The following is a 21,889-nucleotide window of genomic DNA, read 5'->3' as shown; positions in this document are numbered from 1 at the left end:
TGCGGGCCCGCCAGCGCCCCGGAGGCTTCCGGGATCGAGACGCGAGGACCGGATGGCAGCCATACAGGAGAGCAATGCTCTCGGCCTGCTCGACGAAGAGCTCGGCGCAGAGATCCACCAGCGGTTCGGTGACACGGCACGTTTCTCCGGAGGCCCGGCGGCCTCCCCGCGCACGCTCGTCGACATCTTCGAGGCGTCCGTGCGGTCCTACCCCGACGAGCCGGCGCTGGACGACGGCACGACCAGCCTGACCTACCGTGCGCTGGCCGTCGAGGTGGAGCGGCTGCGGCGCGGGCTCGGTGCGGCCGGGGTCGGGCTCGGCGACCGGGTGGGCGTGCGGGTGCCGTCCGGCACCAATGACCTCTACGTGGCGATCCTCGCCGTACTCGCGGCCGGTGCCGCGTACGTCCCCGTCGACGCCGAGGACCCGGACGAGCGGGCCGAGCTGGTGTTCGGGGAGGCGGACGTACGGGCCGTCGTCGGCGCCGGGCACGAGATCACCGTGCACGGCACGTCCGAGTCCCCCGCCGCCCGTCCCGGCGTCGGGCACGACGCGTGGATCATCTTCACCTCCGGCTCCACCGGGAAGCCCAAGGGCGTCGCCGTCTCGCACCGCAGTGCCGCCGCGTTCGTGGACGCCGAGGCCGCGCTGTTCCTCACCGAGGAGCCGATCGGGCCCGGTGACCGGGTCATGGCGGGGCTGTCGGTCGCGTTCGACGCGTCCTGCGAGGAGATGTGGCTGGCGTGGCGGTACGGCGCCTGTCTGGTGCCGGTGCCTCGTGCGCAGGTCCGGAGCGGCGCCGATCTAGGGCCCTGGCTGGTCGAGCAGGAGATCACGGTCGTGTCGACCGTGCCCACGCTCGCCGCGCTCTGGGAGCCCGAGACCCTCAACGACGTACGCCTGCTGATCTTCGGTGGTGAGGCCTGCCCGCCCGAGCTGACGCAGCGGCTGGTGACCGAGGGGCGCGAGGTCTGGAACACGTACGGCCCGACCGAGGCGACCGTCGTCGCCTGTGCGTCGCTGATGAGCGGTGCGGAGCCGATCCGGATCGGGCTGCCGCTGAACGGCTGGGAGCTGGCCGTCGTCGACGAGGCCGGGGAGCCCGTGCCGATGGGTGCCGGCGGGCAGCTGGTGATCGGCGGGGTCGGGCTGGCCCGGTATCTCGATGCCGAGAAGGACGCCGAGAAGTACGCGCCGCTGGAGTCGCTGGGCTGGGAGCGGGCGTATCGCAGCGGTGACCTCGTCAAGGCGGAGCCGGAGGGGCTGGTCTTCCTCGGGCGGGCCGACGAGCAGATCAAGCTCGGCGGGCGGCGGATCGAGCTCGGTGAGGTGGATGCCGCGTTGCAGGCGCTGCCGGGCGTGGCCGGGGCGGCCGCCGCCGTGCGGACCGCTCGCAGTGGCAATCAGCTGCTCGTCGGGTACGTCGTCACACAGGACGGCTGGGATCACGCCGTCGCCGTCGAGAAGCTGCGCGCCGCGCTGCCCGCCGCGCTCGTGCCGTTGCTGGCGCCCGTCGAGGAGCTGCCGACCCGTACCTCGGGCAAGGTGGACCGAGGCGCGCTGCCCTGGCCGCTGGAGGGCCTGGAAACCGGCGGTCCGGCGGAGCAGCTCTACGGCACCGAGGCCTGGCTCGCCGAGCAGTGGGCCGAGGTGCTCGGCATCCCCGTGTCCCGCGCCTCCGACGACTTCTTCGCGATCGGCGGCGGCAGTCTGGCCGCCGCGCAGCTGACGACTCGGCTGCGGACCCGTTATCCGAGCGCAGCCGTGCTGGACATCTACCAGCAGCCGGTCCTGCGAAAGCTGGCCCGGCACCTGGAGAAGTCCGCGCACGACGACGGGGCGGAACGATTCGTGGCGCCGGTGCCCCGGCGCGCGCAGGTGATCCAGCTCCTTCTTCTCGTTCCGCTGTTCACGCTGCTCGGCCTGCGCTGGACCGTCGCGCTGGCCGCGCTCGGGAATCTGCTGCCCGCCTACGGGTGGCTGCCCACGGCCTCCTGGTGGCTCGTCGCCGTCGGAGCGGTCCTGCTGTACAGCCCGCCGGGGCGGCTCGCGCTGGCCGCCGCGGGTGCGCGGCTGCTGCTCAGGGGCGTGAAGCCCGGACGGTACGCGCGCGGGGGCAGCCTGCATCTGCGGTTGTGGGCGGCCGAGCGGCTGGCCGAGTTCAGCGGGGCGACCTCGCTGACCGGGGCCTGGCTGGAGCGGTATGCCCGGGCGCTGGGCGCCAAGGTCGGGCCGGACGTCGACCTGCACTCGCTGCCGCCGGTCACCGGGCTGCTCAAGCTGGGGCGCGGCGCGGCCGTCGAGTCCGAGGTGGATCTGTCCGGCTACTGGCTGGACGGGGACCGGCTGGAGATCGGCACGGTCAAGGTGGGCGCGCATGCCGTCGTCGGCACGCGCAGCATGCTCTTCCCCGGCGCCCGGGTCGGCAAGCGTGCCGAGGTGGCGCCCGGTTCGGCGGTCACCGGGCAGATTCCCACCGGTCAGCGGTGGGCCGGCGCGCCGGCGGTCAAGCTGGGCAAGGCCAAGCGCAACTGGCCGAAGGAACGGCCGCGGCGCGGGACGTACTGGCGTGTCATGTACGGCATCACCGGCGTCGCGCTGAGCGCGCTGCCCGTGCTGGCGGGCGTGGCGGCGTTCCTCGTGGGCCGGGAGTTCTTCACGCCGGACGCGCCGCTGACGGGCGCCGCGCTGGCCCTCGTACCGGCGACGCTCGCCTTCGGGCTGGCGTACGCCGTGCTGATCCTGATCGGCGTGCGGCTGCTGAGTCTCGGTCTGCGTGAGGGAACGCATCCCACGCACAGCCGGATCGGCTGGCAGGCGTGGACCGTCACGCAGCTGATGGACCGCTCGCGCGAGACCCTGTTCCCGCTGTATGCCGGGCTGGTCACGCCGGTGTGGCTGCGGCTGCTGGGCATGCGGATCGGGCGGGGCGCGGAGGTGTCGACCGTGCTGGCGCTGCCCAGTCTGACCACGGTCGGTGAGGGCGCGTTCCTGGCCGACGACACGTTGACCGCGCCGTACGAGCTCGGTGGCGGCTGGATGCGGATCGGGCGGGCGGAGATCGGGCGGCGGGCCTTCCTCGGGAACTCGGGGATGACGGCGCCCGGGCGGACCGTGCCGGAGGGCGGCCTGGTCGGCGTGCTGTCGGCGACGCCGAAGAAGGCGAAGAAGGGCACGTCGTATCTGGGGCTGCCGCCGGTGAAGCTGCCGCGCAGCACGGCCGACGGCGACCAGAGCCTTACGTACGATCCCCCGGCCCGGCTGCTGTGGGCACGCGCGCTGGTGGAGCTGTGCCGGATCGTGCCGGTGTTCTGCTCGGCCGGTCTGGCGGTGCTGACCATCGCGGCGCTGTGCGTGCTGGGGGTCTGGGCGCCGCTGCTGTCGGGGCTGGTGCTGCTCGGGGCCGGTGCCCTGGCGGGGCTCGTGTCCATCGTCGCGAAGTGGGTGCTGGTGGGCCGGCACCGCAGCGGGGAGCATCCGCTGTGGTCCGGGTTCGTGTGGCGCAACGAGCTGGCGGACACGTTCGTCGAGGTGCTCGCCGTGCCGTGGCTGGCGGGTTCGGTGCCGGGGACGCCGGTGATGACGGCGTGGCTGCGCGGGCTCGGCGCGCACGTCGGCAAGGGCGTGTGGGTGGACAGCTACTGGCTCCCGGAGACCGATCTGGTGACCCTTGAGGACGCCGCCACCGTGAATCGGGGCTGTGTGCTCCAGACACACCTCTTCCACGACCGGATCTTGCGGACGGATACTGTGGTCCTCCGTGAGGGCGCGACGCTGGGTCCTGGCGGGATCGTCCTTCCGGGCAGCGCGATCGGGGCCCGTACGACACTGGGTCCCGCGTCGCTCGTCATGGCGGCGGAGTCCGTCCCCGACGACACCCGTTGGCTCGGTAATCCGATCGAAGCATGGCGTCGTCCCTGAGCGCGGCCCACTCGGGGCCGCCGCCGCAGGGCGCGCCGGTGTCGGGAGGGAGAACGCGCGGAGGCCCGAAGGGCTGAGCACGATCGCCCTCCCGACACCGGCTGAGGCGTCCCGGAGGCGAAGAGTGTCGCAGCCCAGTGGGCCGGCACGGAGTGGCAGCAGTACGGCGCAGGGAGCACAGACAGCAGTGGCAGTTCAGCAGACGGCAGGCGCGGACCCGTACTTCCCGGAGCACGGCGATCCCCGGTACCGGGTGCACCGGTACGAGTTCGCGCTGGACTACCGCCCGGGCCCGAACCGGCTCTCCGGGGCGGCGCGGATCAACGCCATTGCGGGACGGGCGCCGCTGACCGAGTTCATGCTGAACCTTGCCGACTTCAAGATCGGCCGGGTCCGGGTCGACGGACGGCAGCCGCACTACACCCACCGCGGGGGGCGGCTGCGGATCCGCCCCGCCAAGCCGATCCGTGCCGGGGCGGCCTTCACGGTCGAGGTGCACTGGGCGGGCAACCCCAAGCCGGTGAACAGCCCCTGGGGCGGGCTCGGTTGGGAGGAGCTGGAGGACGGTGCGCTGGTGGCGAGCCAGCCGATCGGGGCGCCGTCCTGGTACCCGTGCAACGACCGGCCCGCCGACAAGGCGTCGTACCAGATCTCGATCACCACGCCGTCGGCGTACGCGGTGGTCGCGGGCGGGCGGCTGCTGACCCGTACGACGAAGGCGAGCACGACCACCTGGGTGTACGAGCAGTCGGCGCCGACGTCCAGCTATCTGGTCGGGCTGTCGATCGGCAAGTACCAGACGGTGCTGCTGGGCGACCCGGGCCTGGGCGGCATTCCGCAGCACGGGCACATCCCGGCGCATCTGCTGCCGGAGTTCTCGCGGGACTTCGCGCGCCAGCCGCAGATGATGGAGCTGTTCCAGGATCTGTTCGGGCCGTACCCCTTCGACGAGTACGCGGTCGTGGTGACCGAGGAGGAACTCGATGTGCCCGTCGAGGCGCAGGGGTTGTCGATGTTCGGCGCCAACCACGTGGACGGGGCGCGGGGTTCGGAGCGGCTGGTGGCGCACGAGCTGGCGCACCAGTGGTTCGGCAACAGCGTGTCCATCGCCGACTGGCGGCACATCTGGCTGAACGAGGGGTTCGCGAAGTACGCGGAGTGGCTCTGGTCGGAGCGGTCGGGCGGGCGTACGGCGCAGCAACTCGCCGCCGCCGCGCACCGGTTGCTGTCGTCGATGCCGCAGGATCTGCGGCTGGCGGATCCGGGGCGCAAGTCGATGTTCGACGACCGGCTGTACGAACGCGGCGGGCTGACCCTGCACGCCGTGCGCTGCGCGCTCGGGGACATCGCCTTCTTCCGCATGCTGCGCGGGTGGGGCCGGCTGCACCGCAACGGCACGGTGACGACCCAGGCCTTCACCTCGTACGTGGCCCGGTTCGCGACCGAGCCGGTGGAGGAGTTGTTCGAGGCGTGGGTGTACGGGACCGCGCTGCCGCCGTTGCCCGGGGCCGAGACGCGGGCGGCGGGCTAGCACAATGGCGGGCATGACCTCGCGTTCCTGCCCCTGCGGGCTGCCCAGGGCATACGACGACTGCTGCGGCCGCTTCCACTCCGGTGCGGCGGCCGCGCCGACCGCCGAGGCGCTGATGCGGTCGCGGTACAGCGCGTTCGTCCAGCGGGATGCGGCGTATCTGCTGCGGACCTGGCATCCGCGGACGCGGCCCGCGCGGCTGGATCTCGATCCGGGGATGCGGTGGACCGGGCTGGAGATCCTGGAGACGGCGGACGGGTCGGCGTTCCACGCCACGGGGACGGTGACCTTCCGGGCCTCGTACCGGGGTGGGTCGCTGCATGAGCGGAGCCGGTTCGAGCGGGTCGACGGGGCGTGGGTGTACGTGGACGGGGAGTTCCTGAGCTAGGGCACCTACGGGGCCAGGATGTCGAGTTCCTGGAGGGCGCCCATGGTGATCTCGCGGGTCAGGTGTTCCGCCCGGACCGCGTCGCCGCCGCGGACCGCCTCGGCGACCTGGACGTGCAGGGTGACCGCGGAGGGGTCGGGGTCCTCGAACATGACCTCGTGGTGGGTGCGGCCGGCGAGGACCTCGGCCACCACGTCGCCGAGGCGGGCGAACATCTCGTTGCCGGAGGCGTTGAGGATGACTCGGTGGAAGGCGACGTCGTGGATGAGGTAGCCCTCCAGCTGGTGGCCGCGTGAGTGGGCGACCATGCCGAGGGCGCACTCGGTGAGTTCGGCGCACTGGTCGGCCGTGGCGTACTTGGCGGCCAGTCCTGCCGCCACCGGTTCGATGGCCGAGCGCAGGACCGTGAGTGAGCGCAGCTGCTGGGGGCGGTCGGCGCCGGCCAGGCGCCAGCGGATGACCTGGGGGTCGTAGACGTTCCACTCGGACTTCGGACGGACCGTCACGCCCACGCGGCGGCGGGACTCCACCAGGTACATGGACTCCAGGACGCGGACCGCCTCGCGCATCACCGAGCGGGACACGTCGAAGCGCTGCGCCAGTTCGTCCGTGCGCAGAACGCTGCCCGGCGGGTACTCGCCCGCGGTGATCGCGGGGCCGAGGGTTTCCAGTACTCGGCCGTGCAGCCCCCGGCCCGTTGTGCTCATGCACTCAGCGTACGGGGCAAGTCACGCGATCAAAAAGTCAGACTTATATGTCACACACTCTTGAATTCGTCGTACCTAATGAGTTTCAGTTGCGTCGACATCACGTGTCGACGAGGACAGCAGACAGTGAGGCAGCGATGAGTACCCCCCATGTCGTCGTGGTCATGGGCGTTGCGGGCACCGGGAAGACCACCATCGGTCCCCTGCTCGCGGCCCGGCTCGGCGTCCCCTATGCCGAGGGCGACGACTTCCACCCGCCGGCCAACATCGCCAAGATGTCGGCCGGCACCCCGCTCGGCGACGACGACAGGTGGCCGTGGCTCGACGCCATCGGCACCTGGGCGCACGAACGGGCGGGGCTCGGCGGGGTGGTCAGCTGCTCGGCGCTGAAGCGGTCGTACCGGGACCGGCTGCGGGCCGCCGCACCGGACCTGGTGTTCGTGCACCTGGCGGGCGACCGCGCCCTCATCGAAGACCGGATGTCGCACCGGCAGGGGCACTTCATGCCCACGGCACTGCTCGACTCCCAGTTCGCCACGCTCCAGCCGCTCCAGGAGGACGAGGCGGGAGTCGTCGTGGACGTGTCGGGCAGCCCCGAGGAGATCACCGGACGGGCCGTGTCGGCCCTGACGGCGCTTCCCGAGCCGACCGCTTGACCCTTCTCGCCCCCTTCCCCAATCCCCCGTACCTGTAAGGGAACCCCGTGACCAGACTCAGCGTCGAGATGCTGGCAGCGGACACCGTCGAGCCCATCACCTCGGCCGGCCACGCTCAGCTGGGCATCGCCGTCCTGGCGGGCATCGCCGTCATCGTCCTGCTCATCACCCAGTTCAAGCTCCACGCCTTCCTGTCGCTGACCCTCGGGTCACTGGCGCTCGGCGCGATCGCCGGGGCGCCGCTCGACAAGGTCATCATCAGCTTCTCCGCCGGGCTCGGCACCACCGTGGCCGGCGTGGGCGTGCTGATCGCCCTCGGCGCGATCCTCGGCAAGATGCTCGCCGACTCCGGCGGCGCCGACCAGATCGTCGACACCATCCTCGCCCGGGCAAAGGGCCGTTCGATGCCGTGGGCGATGGTGCTGATCGCCTCGGTGATCGGTCTGCCGCTGTTCTTCGAGGTCGGCGTCGTCCTGCTGATCCCGGTCGTGCTGATGGTCGCCAAGCGCGGCAACTACTCGCTGATGCGCATCGGCATCCCGGCCCTCGCCGGTCTCTCCGTGATGCACGGCCTGGTCCCGCCGCACCCCGGGCCGCTGGTCGCGATCGACGCGGTCGGCGCCAACCTGGGTGTGACGCTGGCGCTCGGCGTCCTCGTCGCCATCCCGACCGTGATCATCGCCGGCCCGGTCTTCTCGCGGTACGCGGCCCGGTGGGTCGACGTCCCGGCGCCCGACCGGATGATCCCCCAGCGGGTCTCCGAGGACCTGGAGAAGCGGCCCGGCTTCGGCGCCACGCTGGCCACCATCCTCCTGCCCGTCGTCCTGATGCTCTCCAAGGCGCTGGTCGACATCGTGATCGACAACCCCGAGAACACCGTCCAGCGCGTGTTCGACGTCGTCGGCTCCCCGATGATCGCGCTCCTCGCCTCCGTACTCGTGGGCATCTTCACGCTGCTCAAGCCCGCCGGGTTCGCCAAGGAGCGGGTGTCGCCGCTCGTCGAGAAGAGCCTCGCGCCCATCGCGGGCATCCTGCTGATCGTGGGCGCCGGCGGCGGCTTCAAGCAGACGCTGATCGACACCGGCGTGGGCCAGATGGTCCTGGACATCTCCAAGGACTGGTCGATCCCCGCGCTGTTGCTGGCCTGGCTGATCGCGGTGGCGATACGGCTGGCGACGGGCTCGGCGACGGTGGCCACGGTCTCGGCGGCCGGTCTGGTCGCCCCGCTCGCGGCCGACATGTCGACGACCCACACCGCCCTGCTCGTCCTCGCCATCGGCGCCGGCTCGCTGTTCTTCAGCCACGTCAACGACGCCGGGTTCTGGATGGTGAAGGAGTACTTCGGCCTGAACGTCGGCCAGACCATCAAGACCTGGTCCGTCATGGAGACGATCATCTCGGTGGTCGCCGGCGGTCTGGTCCTGCTGCTCTCACTGATCATCTAGGGGTACGGGCATGAGCCACCCGCTCTTCGACATCAGGGGCCGCACCGCCCTGGTCACGGGCTCCAGCCGGGGCATCGGCCTCGCGCTCGCCCGCGGCCTTGCGGAGGCCGGCTGCACGGTGGTCCTCAACGGCCGCGACGGCGAACGCCTCGGCGGGGCCGCCGCCGAACTGGCCGCCGGCCTGCCCGGCGACCGGATCCACACGGCCGCGTTCGACGTGACCGACGGTGCGTCGGTGGCCGCCGGGATCGCGGACGTCGAGGAGCGGGTCGGCCCGCTCGACATCCTGGTCAACAACGCGGGCATGCAACTGCGCGCACCCCTGCTGGAGTTCACGGACACGGACTGGCACCGCATCCTGGACACCAACCTCACCAGCGCGTTCCTGGTGGGCCGGGAGGCCGCCCGGCGGATGACGGAACGCGGCCACGGGAAGATCATCAACATCTGCTCGCTGCAGAGCGAGGTGGTCCGCCCCGGCATCGCGCCCTACGCCGCCACCAAGGGCGCGCTGAAGATGCTCACCAAGGGCATGTGCGCGGACTGGGGCCCCTACGGCGTGCAGGTCAACGGCCTCGGTCCCGGCTACATCGAGACCGAGCTGACCGGACCCCTCGTCGCGGACGAGGAGTTCAGCGCGTGGGTACGGCGCCGGACCCCGGCCGGACGCTGGGGCCGTACCGAGGACCTGGTGGGCGGGGTGCTGTTCCTCGCCTCACCGGCCGCGGACTTCGTCGGCGGACAGGTGCTGTACGTCGACGGCGGCATGACGAGCGTGCTGTGAAGGAGGCCTCGAGGATGCTCGGTTGTGTGATCCACGGTCAGGGCGATCTGCGGGTCGAGGAGCTGCCGGTGCCGGTCCCCGGTCCCGGGCAGGCGCTGGTGGCCGTGCGCTACGGCGGGGTCTGCGGCTCCGACCTGCACTACTGGCTCCACGGCGGGGTCGGGGACTTCCGGCTGAGGGAACCGATGGTGCTCGGGCACGAGGTGGTCGGGACGGTTGTGTCGTACGGCTCCCCGGGCGCCTCGGGCCCGGCTGTCGGTACGGCCGTCGCGGTGCACCCGGCCACGCCCTGCGAGGTCTGCCCCGAGTGCGTGGACGGGCGGCGCAACGTCTGCCGGGACACCCGCTACCTGGGCAGCGCGGCGCGCTTTCCGCACGTCCAGGGCGGGTTCGCCGCACAGGTTGTCGTACCCGCCGGCCAGTTGAGGCCGCTCCCGGCCGGCCTCGGCCTGCGGCGGGCGGCGCTCGCCGAGCCGCTGTCCGTCGCGCTGCACGCGGTGCGGCGGGCCGGTGACCTGGCCGGGAGGCATGTCCTCGTGACCGGTGCCGGGCCCATCGGCTGTCTGGTGGTCGCGGCGGCGAAGGCGGCCGGGGCGGGGCGGGTCACCGTGACGGACCTGCTGCCGACGGCACTTGAGTACGCGCGGATCGCCGGCGCCGACACCCTCGTACGGGCGGATGATCCGGACGCTGCCGGGTGGCCCTCCGAGGTGGACGTGGCGATCGAGGCCTCGGGGGTTGCCGCGGGGCTGGACACCTGTCTGCGGCTGGCGCGGCGCGGCGGCGTCGTGGTGCAGCTGGGGATGCTGCCGGCGGGGCGCAGTCCGTTCGCGGGGAACCTCGTCGTGAGCCGGGAGATCGAGCTTCGGGGCGCGTTCCGCTTCGACACGGAGTTCGACGGGGCGCTGGAACTGCTCGCGGCCGAGGCGTCGTTCGACGGGCTGGTCAGTGCGGTGGTGCCGGTACGGGAGGCCGAGGCCGCATTCACGCTCGCGGCGGACCGGAGCAGCTCGTGCAAGGTGCTGTTGGACTTCGGGGACCGAGCGGACTGAGCGTCCGACGGTCCCGCCCGGCTTCCGTTTTCCCGGGATCACGGCTCGCGGGGACCTGAACTCGCCCTGACGATCACATGAAGCGACTTCCCCGAGAGCGTTTTCGGCCCGATGATGAGGTGACCTCCGGAGGCTGCCGCTGCCGTCGGAGGCGTGAACATCGGGGGGTGTCATGGCGGTTTCCCTCGGGATGCGTATCTCGGGGCTGCTCGTGGTCGGGGCGGTGGCGGTGGCCGCCGCCGCCTTCACGAGTGACGGGGGCGGCACTACGGACGGCAGGGGCGGCGGGGGCACCATCGTGACCGCCGGGCCGTCCGAGGGCGGCGGCGGGCCGACGGAACCGGCGGATCGCTCCGCTCCGGTGGCACAGCAGTCGCCCAACGGCCGGGCGGGCAAGAACGCGTCCGGGCCGACCGCTGTCCCCAGCGGGTTGCCGGGCGCGATGGTGAGCGCGAATCCCAGCCCTTCGCCGAGCGCCCCGTCCCCGAGCGGCAGGGGCACCGTGATCCTCCAGGCCCCGCCATGGCTCCCGCCCGGCCCGACTTCGCCCGACTCCGACGGCACACCGGATCCGGCGAGCGTGTACGACCTGCTCCGCGCGCCGGAGCGCTGCGAGTCCGCCCTCGGGAAGATCCCGCAGGGGTCGGCGCAGGCGGAGTGGCAGCTGCTGCGCGGGCTGTCCGCGGCCTGTCTGGCCGTACAGGGCCGGGGCGGTGACTGGGACGCGGCGGCCGGGGCCCATGCCGAACTCGCCGGGCGCGTCGACACCTGCAAGGGGCGCGCCGCGTACGCCGTGCTGGGCGGGCTGCTCGACTTCCACCGGCGGCACCCGGGCGGCACCGTCCGGCTCGCGGCCGGAACGGGCGGCACGCCGGCATGCGGCTACCGGATCGCGGGCGTCGACACGGGCGGCGACGGCGAGGCACGGCCCGGCGACACGATCGGCATCGAGCTGACCGGCACCTACTTCGACCATGCCGAGTTGCTGCGGGACGCGAGCGTGAGCATCGGCGGGTCTGCGGTTCCGGGTGTGCCTGCCCTGAAGTCCGAGTCGGGTGACCGTCTGGTGCTGTCCGTTGCCGTACCGGCCCTGGAGCCGGGCCCGGCCGAGATCGCCGTCCGGCACGCGGGCACCGAGGTCCGGCTGCCGGCCGCCTTCACGGTCACCGGCCCGGACACGGTGGAGGACCCGGGCACGGGGCCGACCGATGAACCGGGGGCGTCGGCCGGGGCGTCGGCGTCGGATCCCGGCGGATGGCTGTCCTCGCTCGGCGTGGAGGTGCCGGACCTCGGCGGATCGGTGTCATCGCCCGGCGCGGAAGTGCCGGCCCTTGGCGGATCGGCGGCGCGCCCCGGCCCGGCGACCTCGGCCCTCGGAGCCCTCACGGAGCCCTTCGGCCCGTCGCCGTACAGCCCGTCATGGCCGCCAGCGTGAATGCTCCCGCTCCGCCCACTCCCGGCTGACCGAGCCCGTCCGCATGCCGCGGCGGGCCTCCGGGTCGCCCAGGGCCATGCCGATGTGGCCGGCGAGGACGATGCCGATGGTGAGGGCCAGCCAGTCGTGGACGAAGGTCGCGCTGGTGCGCCACTCCAGGGGGGTGAGGTGGGTGAACCACATGATGAGGCCGGTGCCGACCATCACCAGCGTCGCGCCGGCGATCCACGCGGCGTAGATCTTCTGCCCGGCGTTGAACTTGCCCGCCGGACGGGACGCGGGCCGTTTGTCGCGGTGCAGGGCGGCGCGCAGCCAGACGCGGTCGTGCGGGCCGAAGCGGTTGAGGAAACCGAGGTCGGCACGGAAGTAGCGGGAGGCGAGGCCGGCCAGGACCGGCACGGGCAGGGCGAGGCCGGCCCACTCGTGGATACGGACGACCAGCTCGCGGCGGCCGACGAGTTCGGCGAGCTGCGGGATGTACAGGCAGGCCGCCGTCACCACGCACACGCCCATCAGCGCGGCCGTCGTGCGGTGCACCCAGCGTGTTGCCGGGCCGAAGCGCCGCACGCCCGTGGACCGGCCGGGGGCGTCAAGTCGTAGGCTCATCGTCGCGTCCGTTCGAGCGGCCGACCCAGGCGTCGACGTCGTAGCCCCGTTCCTCCCAGTAGCCCGGTTTCACGTCCTCGGTAACGGTGATGCCGGAGAGCCACTTGGCGGACTTGTAGAAGTACATGGGCGCCACATAGAGGCGGACCGGGCCGCCGTGGGCGTGGTTCAGGTCCTTGTCCTGCATGCGCAGGGCCACCATGACGTCGGCGCGGCGGGCCTGGTCGAGGGTGAGGCTCTCGCTGTAGGCGCCGTCGAAGCAGGTGAAGCGCACCGCACCGGCCCCCTTGCGCACTCCCGCGGCGTCGAGGAGCCGGGACAGGCGCACGCCCTCGAAGGGAGTGTCGGGAACGCGCCAGCCGGTGACGCACTGGACGTCGCGCACCAGCCGGGTCTGCGGCAGGGCGCGCAGGTCGGCCAGCGTGTAGGTCCTGGGGCGGTCGACCAGGCCGTCGACGGTGAGGCGGTAGGTGGTGGCGTTCTTGCGAGGGACGGAGGAGGTCACCGAGTAGTAGCGGAAGCCGCCGCCGTTGGGCAGCAGGTCGGTCAGGCCGGTGGGGTCCTTGTCGGAGGCGCTCGCGAGGAAGGACTCCATCCCGCGCTGCAGGACGGGCGCGGTGACCACGCCGAGGGCACCCAGACCGAGGGTGCCGAGCAGGACGCGGCGGCCGATCGGCTTGCCCGTGTGCCCGTCCTGTTCCTCGTCCTGTTCTGCGCCCTCGTGCGCGGGCTGTTCGGGGTTCACGTACTCATTCGAACACCCGCGACCCCGGTCGGACCAGGGATCGCGGGTGCTCGTCAGGGTTCCGTAATCACTTCTTACGCGGCACCGGGGCACCGCCTGCCGCTACGGCTTCTCCGCCGCCGCCTTGTCCAGCTGGAACGCCTCGTTGCCGAGCCCGATGCGGGCGTGCCGCTCGGGCGCACGGGAGCGCAGGAGCAGGCCCTGGAGCACGCCCACGACCAGCGCGAGGACGATGACGGCGGGCAACGCCCAGTTCAGGGCCGAGTCCGGGCCCGCGCCGATCAGGACATCGAAGTCCTTGACGGTGTAGACGACGATGAACAGCAGCCCGACGACCGAGAGCCCGGACGCGGCCAGCCGCCAGAACTGGGCGGCGACGGCCCCGCGGCGCACGAAGAAGGCGATGACGGAGACCGACGCGGCGGCCATCAGCGCGGCCACGCCCAGCGCGCCGAGGTTGCCCATCCAGGTGAACAGGTGCAGCACCGGGGCGGTCGGGTCGCCGGTCGGCTTGTCGTCGGTGAGCGCGAAGACGGCGACGACCACGAGGGAGATCGCGGTCTGCAGCAGCGAACCCGTGCCGGGGGCGCCGCTCGCGCCGCTGGTGCGGCCGAAGGCGGACGGCAGCAGGCCCTCGCGGCCCATGGCGAAGGCGTAGCGGGCGACGACGTTGTGGAAGCTGAGCATCGCCGCGAACATGCCGGTCACGAACAGCACGTGCAGGACGTCGGTGAAGCCGGCGCCGAGGAGGTCCTCGGTGAGGAAGAACAGCAGCCCGGCGCTCTGCTCCTGTGCGGTGCCGACGATGGCGGAGGGCCCCGCGGCGACGGTGTACGCCCAGCAGCTGATCGTGTAGAAGACGGCGATGCCGCCGATGGCCAGGAACATCACGCGGGGCACGAGGACGTGCGGGCGGCTGGTCTCCTCGGCGTAGACGGGCGCCTGCTCGAAGCCGAGGAAGGCGGCGACGCAGAAGCACAGTGCGGTGCCGATGCCGGCTCCGGTGAGGGTGTCCGGGTTGAAGGCGTGCAGCGACAGGCCCTCCTTGGCGGGGTCGGCGATCGCGGCGACGTCGAAGATGACCACGAGGACGACCTCGATGATCAGCAGGACGCCGAGCACGCGCGCGTTGAGGTCGATCTTCAGCCAGCCGAGCCCGCCCACCAGGAGGACCGCCGCCAGCGCCGGTATCCACCAGGCGACCTCCGTGTCGAGGTAGGTCGCGAAGAGCCCGGAGACCTCGAAGCCGAAGATGCCGTAGATGCCGACCTGGAGGGCGTTGTAGGCGACGAGCGCGACCATCGCGGCGCCGGCGCCCGCGGTGCCGCCGAGGCCGCGGGAGATGTAGGCGTAGAAGGCGCCGGCGTTGTGGACGTGCCGGCTCATCTCGGCGTATCCGATGCTGAAGAGCGCGAGGACTAGGCCGAGGATCACGAAGAGCAGCGGCTGCCCGACGACACCCATCACCCCGAAGGTCGTGGGCATGACACCCGCGACCACCATGAGGGGTGCCGTCGCGGCGAGCACGGACAGCAGCAGGCCCGTCGTGCCCAGCCGGTCGGCGCGCAGGGCCCGGTCCTGTCCCTTGAACGTACTGATCCCGCCGCTGCCGGCGGTGGCTCTGCTCGTGCTGGAACTGCCCGTGGTCATCGGGGACCGTCCTTGGGTCGACTGCGGTTGGGGGCGTTACGCCGTGCCGAGCGCGGTGTCGCGTGCGGCACGGAAGGCGGGATACGGCTCGCGGTCCGGGTACGACCACGGCGACGGGGTGGCGTGCTCGCCGATGCGGTGGAACAGGGCGGCGGCCTCGGCGCCGCGGCCCTCGCAGACCTTGGCGTGGGCGAGGTAGTTCAGATCGACCAGACGGCGCGGGTGGCCCTCCTGCTCCCACTCCAGCCACCAGTCGAAGGCGGCCCGCATCACCTGCCGGGCCCGGCGGCCGGCCCAGTGCCCGGAGGTGGCGGCGTCGGGCTGCTCGCGCCCGGATCCCGCGAGGACGCGGTAGCGCTCGGCGTGGGCGATGACCGGGAGGATGGCGAGCGGGGAGTCCGCGGGGGCCCGCTCGGCGGCCGCGTTGGCGAAGTCGTAGACCTCGTGCAGCGGGTCGGGACCGGCGCCGGTGTGGCGTTCGGCGAGCCGGGCGACCATCAGGTGGTGGGCGTGGTGGTGGTCGGCGTACCGGGCGCCGACCTCGGCGAACAGGCGCCGCACCGTCTCCTCGGCGCCCAGCGCGCTCTCCAGCATGAGCAGGCCGAGCCAGGGGGTGGGGTCGGCGGGCGCGAGCGTGGCGGCGGCGTGGCAGGACTCGCGGGCGCGGACCGGCTTCTCCTTGCCGCGCAGGGCGCGCTGGACCTGAGCGAGGGCGAGCAGGACGGCGGCGTCGGCGGAGTCGGGCTCGGCGAGCAGCCAGTCGCGGGTCCAGGGGGCGCAGTACGGCTCCTGGGCGAGCACGGTGACGCGGTGCCCTCTGCGGTCCCAGTCGTCGTTGGTCCGGGCGAGCAGCGAGCGGGCCGTCTGCCATCTGCCCTGGGCCAGCGCGCTGCGGGCGGCGGCGAGCTCTGCGTCGTCCAGGGCCGCGTCGAAGGTGTGGGATGCGCGCTTGCGGCCGCGGCCGAGAGGTGGCGGGGGTGGGGACACCGTTCTGGGTTCTGTCCGGGGGAAGAATGTGGCCTGTCATCGAGCGATCACGCACAGCAAACCCGCAGCCAATGGTTCGCGTCAAGAGCCGCCGAGGCGTTACACGCGTCAACTGCTGTGACTGGCGGGACAGTTGATACGTTCACCGTCCATGCATCTTGCGTTAAATGTCGGAATTGTTCAGAGTGTGTGGCGTACGTCATGGCGTAGCCCGGGCAGGCATCGCACGATGGCAGGACGCGCATGCCGGGCCTGGTGCCGCTACAGTCGGCCCCTACGCACCCCGTCCCCCACCCGGCAGGATGATCGAGGTACGCAGCGTGTCGCTTCAGATCCTGATACTCGCCGTGAGCGCCGCATGCTGCCTGGGCTTCGGCTTCGTACTGCAGCAGAACGCGGCCCAGAAGGCGCCGCTGAAGGACTTCCTCTCCCCCCGGATCCTCCTCGATCTGATGAAGGTGCCCCGCTGGCTGGGCGGCATCGGGCTGATGGTGGTCGGCATGGCGCTCGGCGCGATGGCGCTGGGCCAGGGCGAGATCTCCCTCGTGGAACCGCTGCTGGCGACCAACCTGCTCTTCGCGCTCGCGCTCTCCCGCCGCCAGACCAAGCAGCCGTTGGGCCGCCAGGGCTGGACGGGACTCGCACTGCTCGCGGGCGGTGTGACGGCCTTCATCATCGCCGGACAGCCACACGGCGGGACGGCGCCCAGTGGTGACTTCAGGCAGTGGCTGATCATCGGCGTCATGGTGGGGGCGGCCCTGCTGCTCACCGCGTACGCCAAGCGCTCGCGGCTCAGCGCGGGCCCTGCGCTGCTGGCCACGGCGGCCGGTCTGCTGTACGGCGTGCAGGACGCCCTCACACGCGTGACCGGGCAGCGGTTCGCCGAGGGCGGCATGGCGGAGATCCTGACCAGCTGGCAGCCGTACGCCGTCGTGGCGCTCGGCCTCACCGGGCTGATCCTCGTGCAGAGCGCCTTCGAGACGGCGTCCCTGCGCATGTCCCTGCCGGCCCTGACCGCGGCCCAGCCGCTGGCCGGCATCCTCTGCGGCGTCGGCTTCCTCGGCGACCGGCTGCGCGCCGACTCGGGCGCGCTGGCGTGGGAGGCGGCGGGGCTCGCCGCGATCGTGGTGGGCATCATCATGCTCGGCACGCATTCGGCGATGCCGAGCGGCGTGAAGCAGCCGCGGCAGGTTGCTGTGGCGGCGGTTCCGGCGCGCTGACCGTGCGAGCGGCCACCCTGGTTGGATGGCCCCCATGAGCGCTGCTGACGAGATCCTCGACATCGTCGACGAGCACGACCGGGTCGTCGGACGGTCCCGGCGCGGCGAGGCCTACGCCAAGGGGCTGCGCCACCGCTGCGTCTTCATCGAGACCCGGGACTCCGAGGGCCGCCTCTTCGTACATCGCCGCACGCCCACGAAGCTGGTCTTCCCCTCGCGGTACGACATGTTCGTCGGCGGCGTGGTCGGCGCGGGCGAGTCCTACGACGACGCCGCCCTGCGCGAGGCCGAGGAGGAACTCGGCGTGCGCGGCCTCCCCCGCCCCACCTACCTCTTCAAGTTCCTCTACGACGACGGCGCCGGGCAGACCTGGTGGTCAGCGGTGTACGAGGTGCACTGCGAGCTGCCGGTGAACCCGCAGGTGGAGGAGGTCGCCTGGCACGGCTTCCTGCCGGAGGCCGAGGTCGAGCGGCGGCTGGCGGAGTGGGCGTGGGTGCCGGACGGGCTCGCGGCGTACGAGCGGCTCAGGGCTCACCGGGCTGCGGCCGGCTGATCCGCCCGGGGACGGCCCGCGAGCGCGTCGGCGAGAGCCCGCTCCTGATCGGCGGTGATGCCCAGGCCGGCCGGCACGGTGCGTGGGCTGTACCGCCCGTCACAGAGCGCCAGTGGGCTGCTCGGCTCGGCCGTGGTTCCGCTGAGCGGGCTGCGGCCCCGCACCGCCCAGCTGGGCCCGTCCCAGAACGGGTGGTCCAGGAGCTGCTCCGCCACGTCGGGCGCCGCGTCCTCGGCCACGCCCACCGCCCTGAGCGCATCGGATGTCCGAGCCACCGCCTCCGCCACGGGCACGTCCGCGTCGCCGAAGGCCGGCAGCAGCAGAAGCAGCCGCAGTCCGGGATCCACGACACCCGCCGCACCGGCCGGGGCGGACCCGGCCACGGCGACCAGCTCGGGCCAGGACAGTCCCGGCCCGCTGTAGTGCCCGTCGAGCGAGGCCAGGCAGGCGTGCCGGTCCCAGTCGGGGTGGGTGATCAGATAGTCGGTGCCCGCGTCGTCCGGGAAGTTCCGGTGGACGATCCACAGCATGTGCCCGCCCGTCATGGGGATGCGGAACGCCGGCCAGGTCTCCTCCGCCCCGTGGAGCGCCGAGATCGCCTCGTCGACGTCCGCCGAGTCGGCACCGAAGGGTTCGGGGTCCTGCGCGAAGTCGTCCCGGACGGGGAGGTGGAACGCCGGCCAGAACCCGGGCATCCCGAGCAGCCGCTCGGCGGGGGCGATGCCGTGTCCGGGCATCGCGTACCCGGCCAGTGACGTGGGAACATCCATGCGCCGAACCGTAGCGGGTGGCACCGACAGCGCCCCCTGACCGCCGCCCGGTTAGGGTCGTGCATGTGATCGAGTTCGTACGTAACGTCCGGCTGTGGTTTGCGCCGCAGGAGGTTCGGCAGGAGGGCGGGACACCCGACTACCGGTTCTCGCTGGCCAACGAGCGCACCTTTCTGGCCTGGCTGCGTACCGCGCTCGCGCTCGTCGGCGGCGGCTTCGCGGTGGACCAGTTTCTGCCGGATCTGCGCTGGGGCTGGCGCGTCGGGCTGGCGCTCGCGCTGCTCGCGGCCGGCGTGCTGTGTTCGTTGCGCGCCGTCAACCACTGGGTGCGCTGCGAGCAGGCGATGCGGCGGGGCGAGGACCTGCCGCTGTCGCGGTTCCCGGCGGTGCTGAGCCTGGTGGTCGCGGTCGTGGCCATCGCGATGGTCGTCGTCGTGCTCGTGGGGTGGGAAGGGTGAACCCCGGGGCGATCGCGGAGCCCCTCAGGGATCCGGGGCTGCAGCCCGAGCGGACGCGTCTCGCGTGGCGCCGTACGACCCTGTCCGGCACCGTGGCCGCCGTACTCGCCGTGAAGACCGCACTGCACGGCGGAGTTTCCGTGGTCGGGCTCGTCGTCTGCGCCCTGTGCTTCGCGCTGTGGCTGGGCTTTCTGGCGCTCGCCCACCGCCGTATCGGCGTGCTCGCCTCGTCCGCCGAACCGGCGGCCCTCGCGCCCCGGCATGCCACGGCCACGGTCCTGTTCACCGTGGCCCTGGCCGTCTGCGGCGCCGCCCTGGTCCTCTGAGATCCGCTCTCGGCCACGAGCCGATCACTCCACCGCCTGCCACAGCCCCTCCGGCGCCACCGGCTCCTCCTCCGTCTCCCAGTCCACCGTGACCACGATCTTGCCCCGGGTACGGCCCTCCTGGTTGAGCCGGTGCGCGTCCGCCGTCCGCTCCAGCGGGAACGTCTCCGAGACGTGCACGGACACCACCCCCTCCTCCGCCAGCTCGGACAGCCGCAGCAGGTCCGCCGCGTCGGGGCGTACGAAGTAGTAGCGGCCTCCGTAGTCGAAGACGTCCGGGTCGGCGATCGACACCAGGCGGCCCTCGGGGGCCAGCAGGTTGGCCGAGGCCTTCAGCGCGTCACCGCCGACCGTGTCGAACGCCGCGTCCACCCCCTCGGGCGCCAGCCCTCGCACCCGCTCGGTCAGGCCGTCGCCGTACTCGACCGGCTCACCGCCGAGACCGCGTACGAAGTCGTGGTTGTGCGCGCTCGCCGTACCGATCACCCGGGCACCCAGATGGCGGGCGAGCTGGACGGCGATCGAGCCCACGCCGCCGGCCGCGGCGTGCACGAGGACCGTTTCGCCGCGCTTGACCTGGAGGACCTTGGTCAGCACCTGGAACGCCGTCAGCCCCGCCAGCGGCAGACCGGCCGCCTCCTCCCAGGTGAGGTTGCGGGGCTTGCGCGCGAGGGTGCGGACGGGCGCGGCGACGTACTCGGCGAAGGTGCCGCGCGCGAGGACGTCCTCGCGTACGTAGCCGATGACCTCGTCACCGACGCCGAACTCCGTGACGGACACACCGGGCTGGACGACGACACCGGAGACGTCCCAGCCGGGGACGACCGGGAAGACCGGCTCGAGCATCCGGTCCATGTAGCCCTCGCGGCACTTCCAGTCGACCGGGTTGACCGCTGCCGCCCGCACCTTCACCAGCACGGAGTCGGGGCCGACGCGCGGGTCGCGCACATCACCGTATGCGAGCTCGTCGGCCCCGCCGTAGCGTGTGTAGCTGATGCCCTTCATGGCTTCGACCCTCCGGGGTGGGAGGGCGCCACGCAAGCCCGAATAACCCGATATGCGCCGTTCGCGTGGCAGCCTGTCCGACGTCACCACCCGCACCTTCGAAGGTGAGCACCATGACCACCATGCACGTGGAACACCCCTCCCACACGCACGCCCACGGTCCGGACTGCGGGCACACCGCGGTGCCGCACGGCGACCACACCGACTACGCGCACGACGGTCACCTGCACCGCGAGCACGGCGGCCACTGGGACGAGTGCGAGACGGACGGGCACGTCGCGCACGAGGGCCACACCCATCAGCATGGCGGCGACTGCGGGCACGAGAGCGTCCTGCACGGCGACCACGTCGACTACCTGCACGACGGCCACCGGCACGCCGCCCACGCAGGCCACTGGGACGACCACTGAGCCCACGGGTGCCCCCGGGCGGCTTCGTCCGACCTGCCCCGTACTGGCCGAGAACGCACGCCCGACAGCTCCCCGACGCACCGCGCGGGGAGCTGTCGGCCTATCGTGGCCCCGATCACGTTCGGCTCCCCCACTGGACGACATACCGACTGGTCGGCATCATGAGTCAGGTCTCGTTAACCTGCCTTGAGGAGCCCCGTATGAGCCCCGACCATCCGCCCGGACTCGACCTCGAACGGCTGCGCGGCCTGCTCGAGCGCGAGCGGCCCGGTCTGGCGAGCGGTCCGCTGACCGGCCGGCTGATCGAGGGCGGACGGTCCAACCTCACGTACATGGTCTCCGACGGCACCTCGCAGTGGGTCGTACGACGGCCCCCGCTCGGCCACGTCCTCGCCACCGCGCACGACATGAAGCGCGAGCACCGGGTCATCAGCGCGCTGCACCCGACGGACGTGCCGGTGCCGCGGCCGGTGCTGCTGTGCGAGGACGAGGAGGTGCTCGGATCGCCGTTCTACGTCATGGAGTTCGTCGAGGGCACCCCGTACCGCACCGCCGACCAGCTCGCCCCGCTCGGCGCGGAGCGCACCCGGGGCGCGGTGCTGTCGCTGGTGGACACCCTCGTCGAGCTGCACGCGGTGGAGCCGGCGTCGGTGGGTCTTGAGGACTTCGGCCGGCCCGAGGGCTTCCTGGACCGGCAACTGCGCCGCTGGGGCAAGCAGTTGGACGCCTCCCGCAACCGCGAGCTGGCCGGCATCGACGAGCTGCACGCGACGCTCGGCCGCCGGCTGCCGACCTCTCCCGCGGCGACGGTGGTCCACGGCGACTACCGGCTGGACAACGTCCTCATCGGCGACGACGACAAGATCAAGGCGATCCTCGACTGGGAGATGTCGACGCTCGGCGACCCGCTCACCGACCTGGGCCTGCTGGTGATGTACAGCATGCCGCTGGAGATGCCCGACTCCCCCGTGTCCACGACCGCCCAGGCCCCGGGGCACCCGGATCCGGCCGAACTGATCGAGCGGTACGCCGCGCGCTCGGGGCGCGACGTCTCCGCGGTCTCCTGGTACACGGCGTTCGCCTGGTTCAAGCTCGCCGTGATCCTGGAGGGCATCCACTACCGCTACACGCTGGGCCAGACGGTCGGCCGCGGCTTCGACCGCATCGGCGACCTCGTCCCGGTCTTCATCGAGCACGGCCTGAGCACTCTTCAAGACGGAATCCAGGAGGGCTGACGGA

General features: G+C 72.3%; 21 protein-coding genes. 14 read left to right on the top strand and 7 right to left on the bottom strand.

Features of this window, described 5'->3' with window-relative positions; all coding sequences use genetic code 11:
* The first annotated feature begins 52 nt into the window (after positions 1-52).
* From ACZ7M7_RS25165 to ACZ7M7_RS25155, 3 genes are all read left to right on the top strand, one after another.
* Positions 53-3,922, top strand: a complete 3,870-nt coding sequence (locus ACZ7M7_RS25165; RefSeq protein ID WP_472120438.1) for a Pls/PosA family non-ribosomal peptide synthetase — start codon at positions 53-55, stop codon at positions 3,920-3,922.
* A 187-nt stretch (positions 3,923-4,109) separates the two neighbouring features.
* Positions 4,110-5,453 (top strand): M1 family metallopeptidase, encoded by a 1,344-nt coding sequence (locus tag ACZ7M7_RS25160; RefSeq protein WP_383607656.1) that lies wholly within the window; start codon positions 4,110-4,112, stop codon positions 5,451-5,453.
* A 13-nt stretch (positions 5,454-5,466) separates the two neighbouring features.
* The gene (locus ACZ7M7_RS25155) at positions 5,467-5,841 is read left to right on the top strand and encodes a YchJ family protein (RefSeq protein WP_472120436.1); all 375 of its coding nucleotides are present in this window, start codon (positions 5,467-5,469) and stop codon (positions 5,839-5,841) included.
* Positions 5,842-5,846: 5 nt separating this feature from the next.
* On the opposite strand, the gene ACZ7M7_RS25150 is transcribed toward ACZ7M7_RS25155, so the two are convergent.
* Positions 5,847-6,548, bottom strand: a complete 702-nt coding sequence (locus ACZ7M7_RS25150) for a FadR/GntR family transcriptional regulator (RefSeq protein ID WP_427841839.1) — start codon at positions 6,546-6,548, stop codon at positions 5,847-5,849.
* Between the two features lie 137 nt (positions 6,549-6,685).
* On the opposite strand from ACZ7M7_RS25150, the gene ACZ7M7_RS25145 reads away from it, so the two are divergent.
* The 5 genes from ACZ7M7_RS25145 to ACZ7M7_RS25125 all read left to right on the top strand — a co-directional run bounded on the left by ACZ7M7_RS25145 (position 6,686) and on the right by ACZ7M7_RS25125 (position 11,920).
* Positions 6,686-7,204, top strand: a complete 519-nt coding sequence (locus ACZ7M7_RS25145; protein WP_383629166.1) for a gluconokinase — start codon at positions 6,686-6,688, stop codon at positions 7,202-7,204.
* Positions 7,205-7,251: 47 nt separating this feature from the next.
* A complete protein-coding gene (locus ACZ7M7_RS25140) occupies positions 7,252-8,649 on the top strand; it encodes a GntP family permease (protein ID WP_383607652.1) in 1,398 nt (465 codons plus the stop codon).
* Positions 8,650-8,659: 10 nt separating this feature from the next.
* On the top strand, positions 8,660-9,433 hold the full coding sequence (locus ACZ7M7_RS25135; protein WP_472120433.1) for an SDR family oxidoreductase: 774 nt from the start codon (positions 8,660-8,662) through the stop codon (positions 9,431-9,433).
* Positions 9,434-9,447: 14 nt separating this feature from the next.
* Entirely contained in the window at positions 9,448-10,485 is a 1,038-nt protein-coding gene (locus tag ACZ7M7_RS25130) for an L-idonate 5-dehydrogenase (RefSeq protein ID WP_472120431.1), read from the top strand.
* A 172-nt stretch (positions 10,486-10,657) separates the two neighbouring features.
* The gene (locus ACZ7M7_RS25125) at positions 10,658-11,920 is read left to right on the top strand and encodes a hypothetical protein (RefSeq protein WP_472120429.1); all 1,263 of its coding nucleotides are present in this window, start codon (positions 10,658-10,660) and stop codon (positions 11,918-11,920) included.
* Here the strand turns inward: ACZ7M7_RS25125 and ACZ7M7_RS25120 are convergent.
* The 4 genes from ACZ7M7_RS25120 to ACZ7M7_RS25105 form a co-directional block, all read right to left on the bottom strand.
* Positions 11,903-12,526 (bottom strand): cytochrome b/b6 domain-containing protein, encoded by a 624-nt coding sequence (locus ACZ7M7_RS25120; protein WP_389448989.1) that lies wholly within the window; start codon positions 12,524-12,526, stop codon positions 11,903-11,905. The genes ACZ7M7_RS25125 and ACZ7M7_RS25120 overlap by 18 nt on opposite strands.
* Positions 12,510-13,271 carry a molybdopterin-dependent oxidoreductase gene (locus tag ACZ7M7_RS25115; RefSeq protein ID WP_472120427.1) on the bottom strand — a complete coding sequence of 254 codons (762 nt, stop codon included), beginning with the start codon at positions 13,269-13,271 and terminating at the stop codon, positions 12,510-12,512. The genes ACZ7M7_RS25120 and ACZ7M7_RS25115 overlap by 17 nt, the downstream gene beginning before the upstream one ends.
* A 102-nt stretch (positions 13,272-13,373) precedes the next feature.
* A complete protein-coding gene (locus ACZ7M7_RS25110) occupies positions 13,374-14,921 on the bottom strand; it encodes an APC family permease (protein ID WP_451168709.1) in 1,548 nt (515 codons plus the stop codon).
* A 36-nt stretch (positions 14,922-14,957) separates the two neighbouring features.
* On the bottom strand, positions 14,958-15,908 hold the full coding sequence (locus tag ACZ7M7_RS25105) for a hypothetical protein (protein ID WP_472120425.1): 951 nt from the start codon (positions 15,906-15,908) through the stop codon (positions 14,958-14,960).
* Between the two features lie 320 nt (positions 15,909-16,228).
* Between ACZ7M7_RS25105 and ACZ7M7_RS25100 the strand changes: the two genes are divergently transcribed.
* Positions 16,229-17,128: a DMT family transporter gene (locus ACZ7M7_RS25100; RefSeq protein ID WP_383607644.1), complete on the top strand. Its 900-nt coding sequence runs from the start codon at positions 16,229-16,231 to the stop codon at positions 17,126-17,128.
* Between the two features lie 34 nt (positions 17,129-17,162).
* Positions 17,163-17,681 carry an NUDIX hydrolase gene (locus ACZ7M7_RS25095; protein WP_472120423.1) on the top strand — a complete coding sequence of 173 codons (519 nt, stop codon included), beginning with the start codon at positions 17,163-17,165 and terminating at the stop codon, positions 17,679-17,681.
* On the opposite strand, the gene ACZ7M7_RS25090 is transcribed toward ACZ7M7_RS25095, so the two are convergent.
* Positions 17,660-18,451, bottom strand: a complete 792-nt coding sequence (locus ACZ7M7_RS25090) for a hypothetical protein (protein ID WP_472120421.1) — start codon at positions 18,449-18,451, stop codon at positions 17,660-17,662. The genes ACZ7M7_RS25095 and ACZ7M7_RS25090 overlap by 22 nt on opposite strands.
* A gap of 65 nt (positions 18,452-18,516) precedes the next feature.
* On the opposite strand from ACZ7M7_RS25090, the gene ACZ7M7_RS25085 reads away from it, so the two are divergent.
* Together ACZ7M7_RS25085 and ACZ7M7_RS25080 are read left to right on the top strand one after the other, a co-directional pair.
* Positions 18,517-18,909 (top strand): YidH family protein, encoded by a 393-nt coding sequence (locus tag ACZ7M7_RS25085; protein WP_451168704.1) that lies wholly within the window; start codon positions 18,517-18,519, stop codon positions 18,907-18,909.
* A complete protein-coding gene (locus ACZ7M7_RS25080; protein ID WP_383607640.1) occupies positions 18,906-19,235 on the top strand; it encodes a DUF202 domain-containing protein in 330 nt (109 codons plus the stop codon). Before ACZ7M7_RS25085 ends, ACZ7M7_RS25080 begins: the two co-directional genes overlap by 4 nt.
* Positions 19,236-19,259: 24 nt before the next feature.
* Here ACZ7M7_RS25080 and ACZ7M7_RS25075 read toward each other — a convergent pair whose 3' ends face one another.
* Entirely contained in the window at positions 19,260-20,240 is a 981-nt protein-coding gene (locus ACZ7M7_RS25075) for an NADP-dependent oxidoreductase (protein ID WP_472120419.1), read from the bottom strand.
* A 113-nt stretch (positions 20,241-20,353) separates the two neighbouring features.
* Here ACZ7M7_RS25075 and ACZ7M7_RS25070 point away from each other — a divergent pair, with 113 nt between their 5' ends.
* Both ACZ7M7_RS25070 and ACZ7M7_RS25065 read left to right on the top strand, forming a co-directional pair.
* Positions 20,354-20,650 carry a hypothetical protein gene (locus tag ACZ7M7_RS25070; protein WP_472120417.1) on the top strand — a complete coding sequence of 99 codons (297 nt, stop codon included), beginning with the start codon at positions 20,354-20,356 and terminating at the stop codon, positions 20,648-20,650.
* A gap of 200 nt (positions 20,651-20,850) precedes the next feature.
* On the top strand, positions 20,851-21,885 hold the full coding sequence (locus tag ACZ7M7_RS25065; protein WP_383607637.1) for a phosphotransferase family protein: 1,035 nt from the start codon (positions 20,851-20,853) through the stop codon (positions 21,883-21,885).
* The last annotated feature ends 4 nt before the right edge of the window (positions 21,886-21,889 follow it).

This window comes from Streptomyces sp. NPDC111606, from assembly GCF_055656945.1.
The sequence above is the reverse complement of the archived record's forward strand: the minus strand, read 5'-3'. Positions and strand labels throughout refer to the sequence as shown.

Excerpts from the sequence above, each read along its gene's own strand:
- ACZ7M7_RS25165 (WP_472120438.1), top strand. The coding sequence starts at position 53 with ATGGCAGCCATACAGGAGAGCAATGCTCTCGGCCTGCTCGACGAAGAG.
- ACZ7M7_RS25155 (WP_472120436.1), top strand. The coding sequence starts at position 5,467 with ATGACCTCGCGTTCCTGCCCCTGCGGGCTGCCCAGGGCATACGACGAC.
- ACZ7M7_RS25150 (WP_427841839.1), bottom strand. The coding sequence starts at position 6,548 with ATGAGCACAACGGGCCGGGGGCTGCACGGCCGAGTACTGGAAACCCTC.
- ACZ7M7_RS25145 (WP_383629166.1), top strand. The coding sequence starts at position 6,686 with ATGAGTACCCCCCATGTCGTCGTGGTCATGGGCGTTGCGGGCACCGGG.
- ACZ7M7_RS25135 (WP_472120433.1), top strand. The coding sequence starts at position 8,660 with ATGAGCCACCCGCTCTTCGACATCAGGGGCCGCACCGCCCTGGTCACG.
- ACZ7M7_RS25130 (WP_472120431.1), top strand. The coding sequence starts at position 9,448 with ATGCTCGGTTGTGTGATCCACGGTCAGGGCGATCTGCGGGTCGAGGAG.
- ACZ7M7_RS25125 (WP_472120429.1), top strand. The coding sequence starts at position 10,658 with ATGGCGGTTTCCCTCGGGATGCGTATCTCGGGGCTGCTCGTGGTCGGG.
- ACZ7M7_RS25120 (WP_389448989.1), bottom strand. The coding sequence starts at position 12,526 with ATGAGCCTACGACTTGACGCCCCCGGCCGGTCCACGGGCGTGCGGCGC.
- ACZ7M7_RS25110 (WP_451168709.1), bottom strand. The coding sequence starts at position 14,921 with ATGACCACGGGCAGTTCCAGCACGAGCAGAGCCACCGCCGGCAGCGGC.
- ACZ7M7_RS25095 (WP_472120423.1), top strand. The coding sequence starts at position 17,163 with ATGAGCGCTGCTGACGAGATCCTCGACATCGTCGACGAGCACGACCGG.
- ACZ7M7_RS25090 (WP_472120421.1), bottom strand. The coding sequence starts at position 18,451 with ATGGATGTTCCCACGTCACTGGCCGGGTACGCGATGCCCGGACACGGC.
- ACZ7M7_RS25075 (WP_472120419.1), bottom strand. The coding sequence starts at position 20,240 with ATGAAGGGCATCAGCTACACACGCTACGGCGGGGCCGACGAGCTCGCA.
- ACZ7M7_RS25070 (WP_472120417.1), top strand. The coding sequence starts at position 20,354 with ATGACCACCATGCACGTGGAACACCCCTCCCACACGCACGCCCACGGT.
- ACZ7M7_RS25065 (WP_383607637.1), top strand. The coding sequence starts at position 20,851 with ATGAGCCCCGACCATCCGCCCGGACTCGACCTCGAACGGCTGCGCGGC.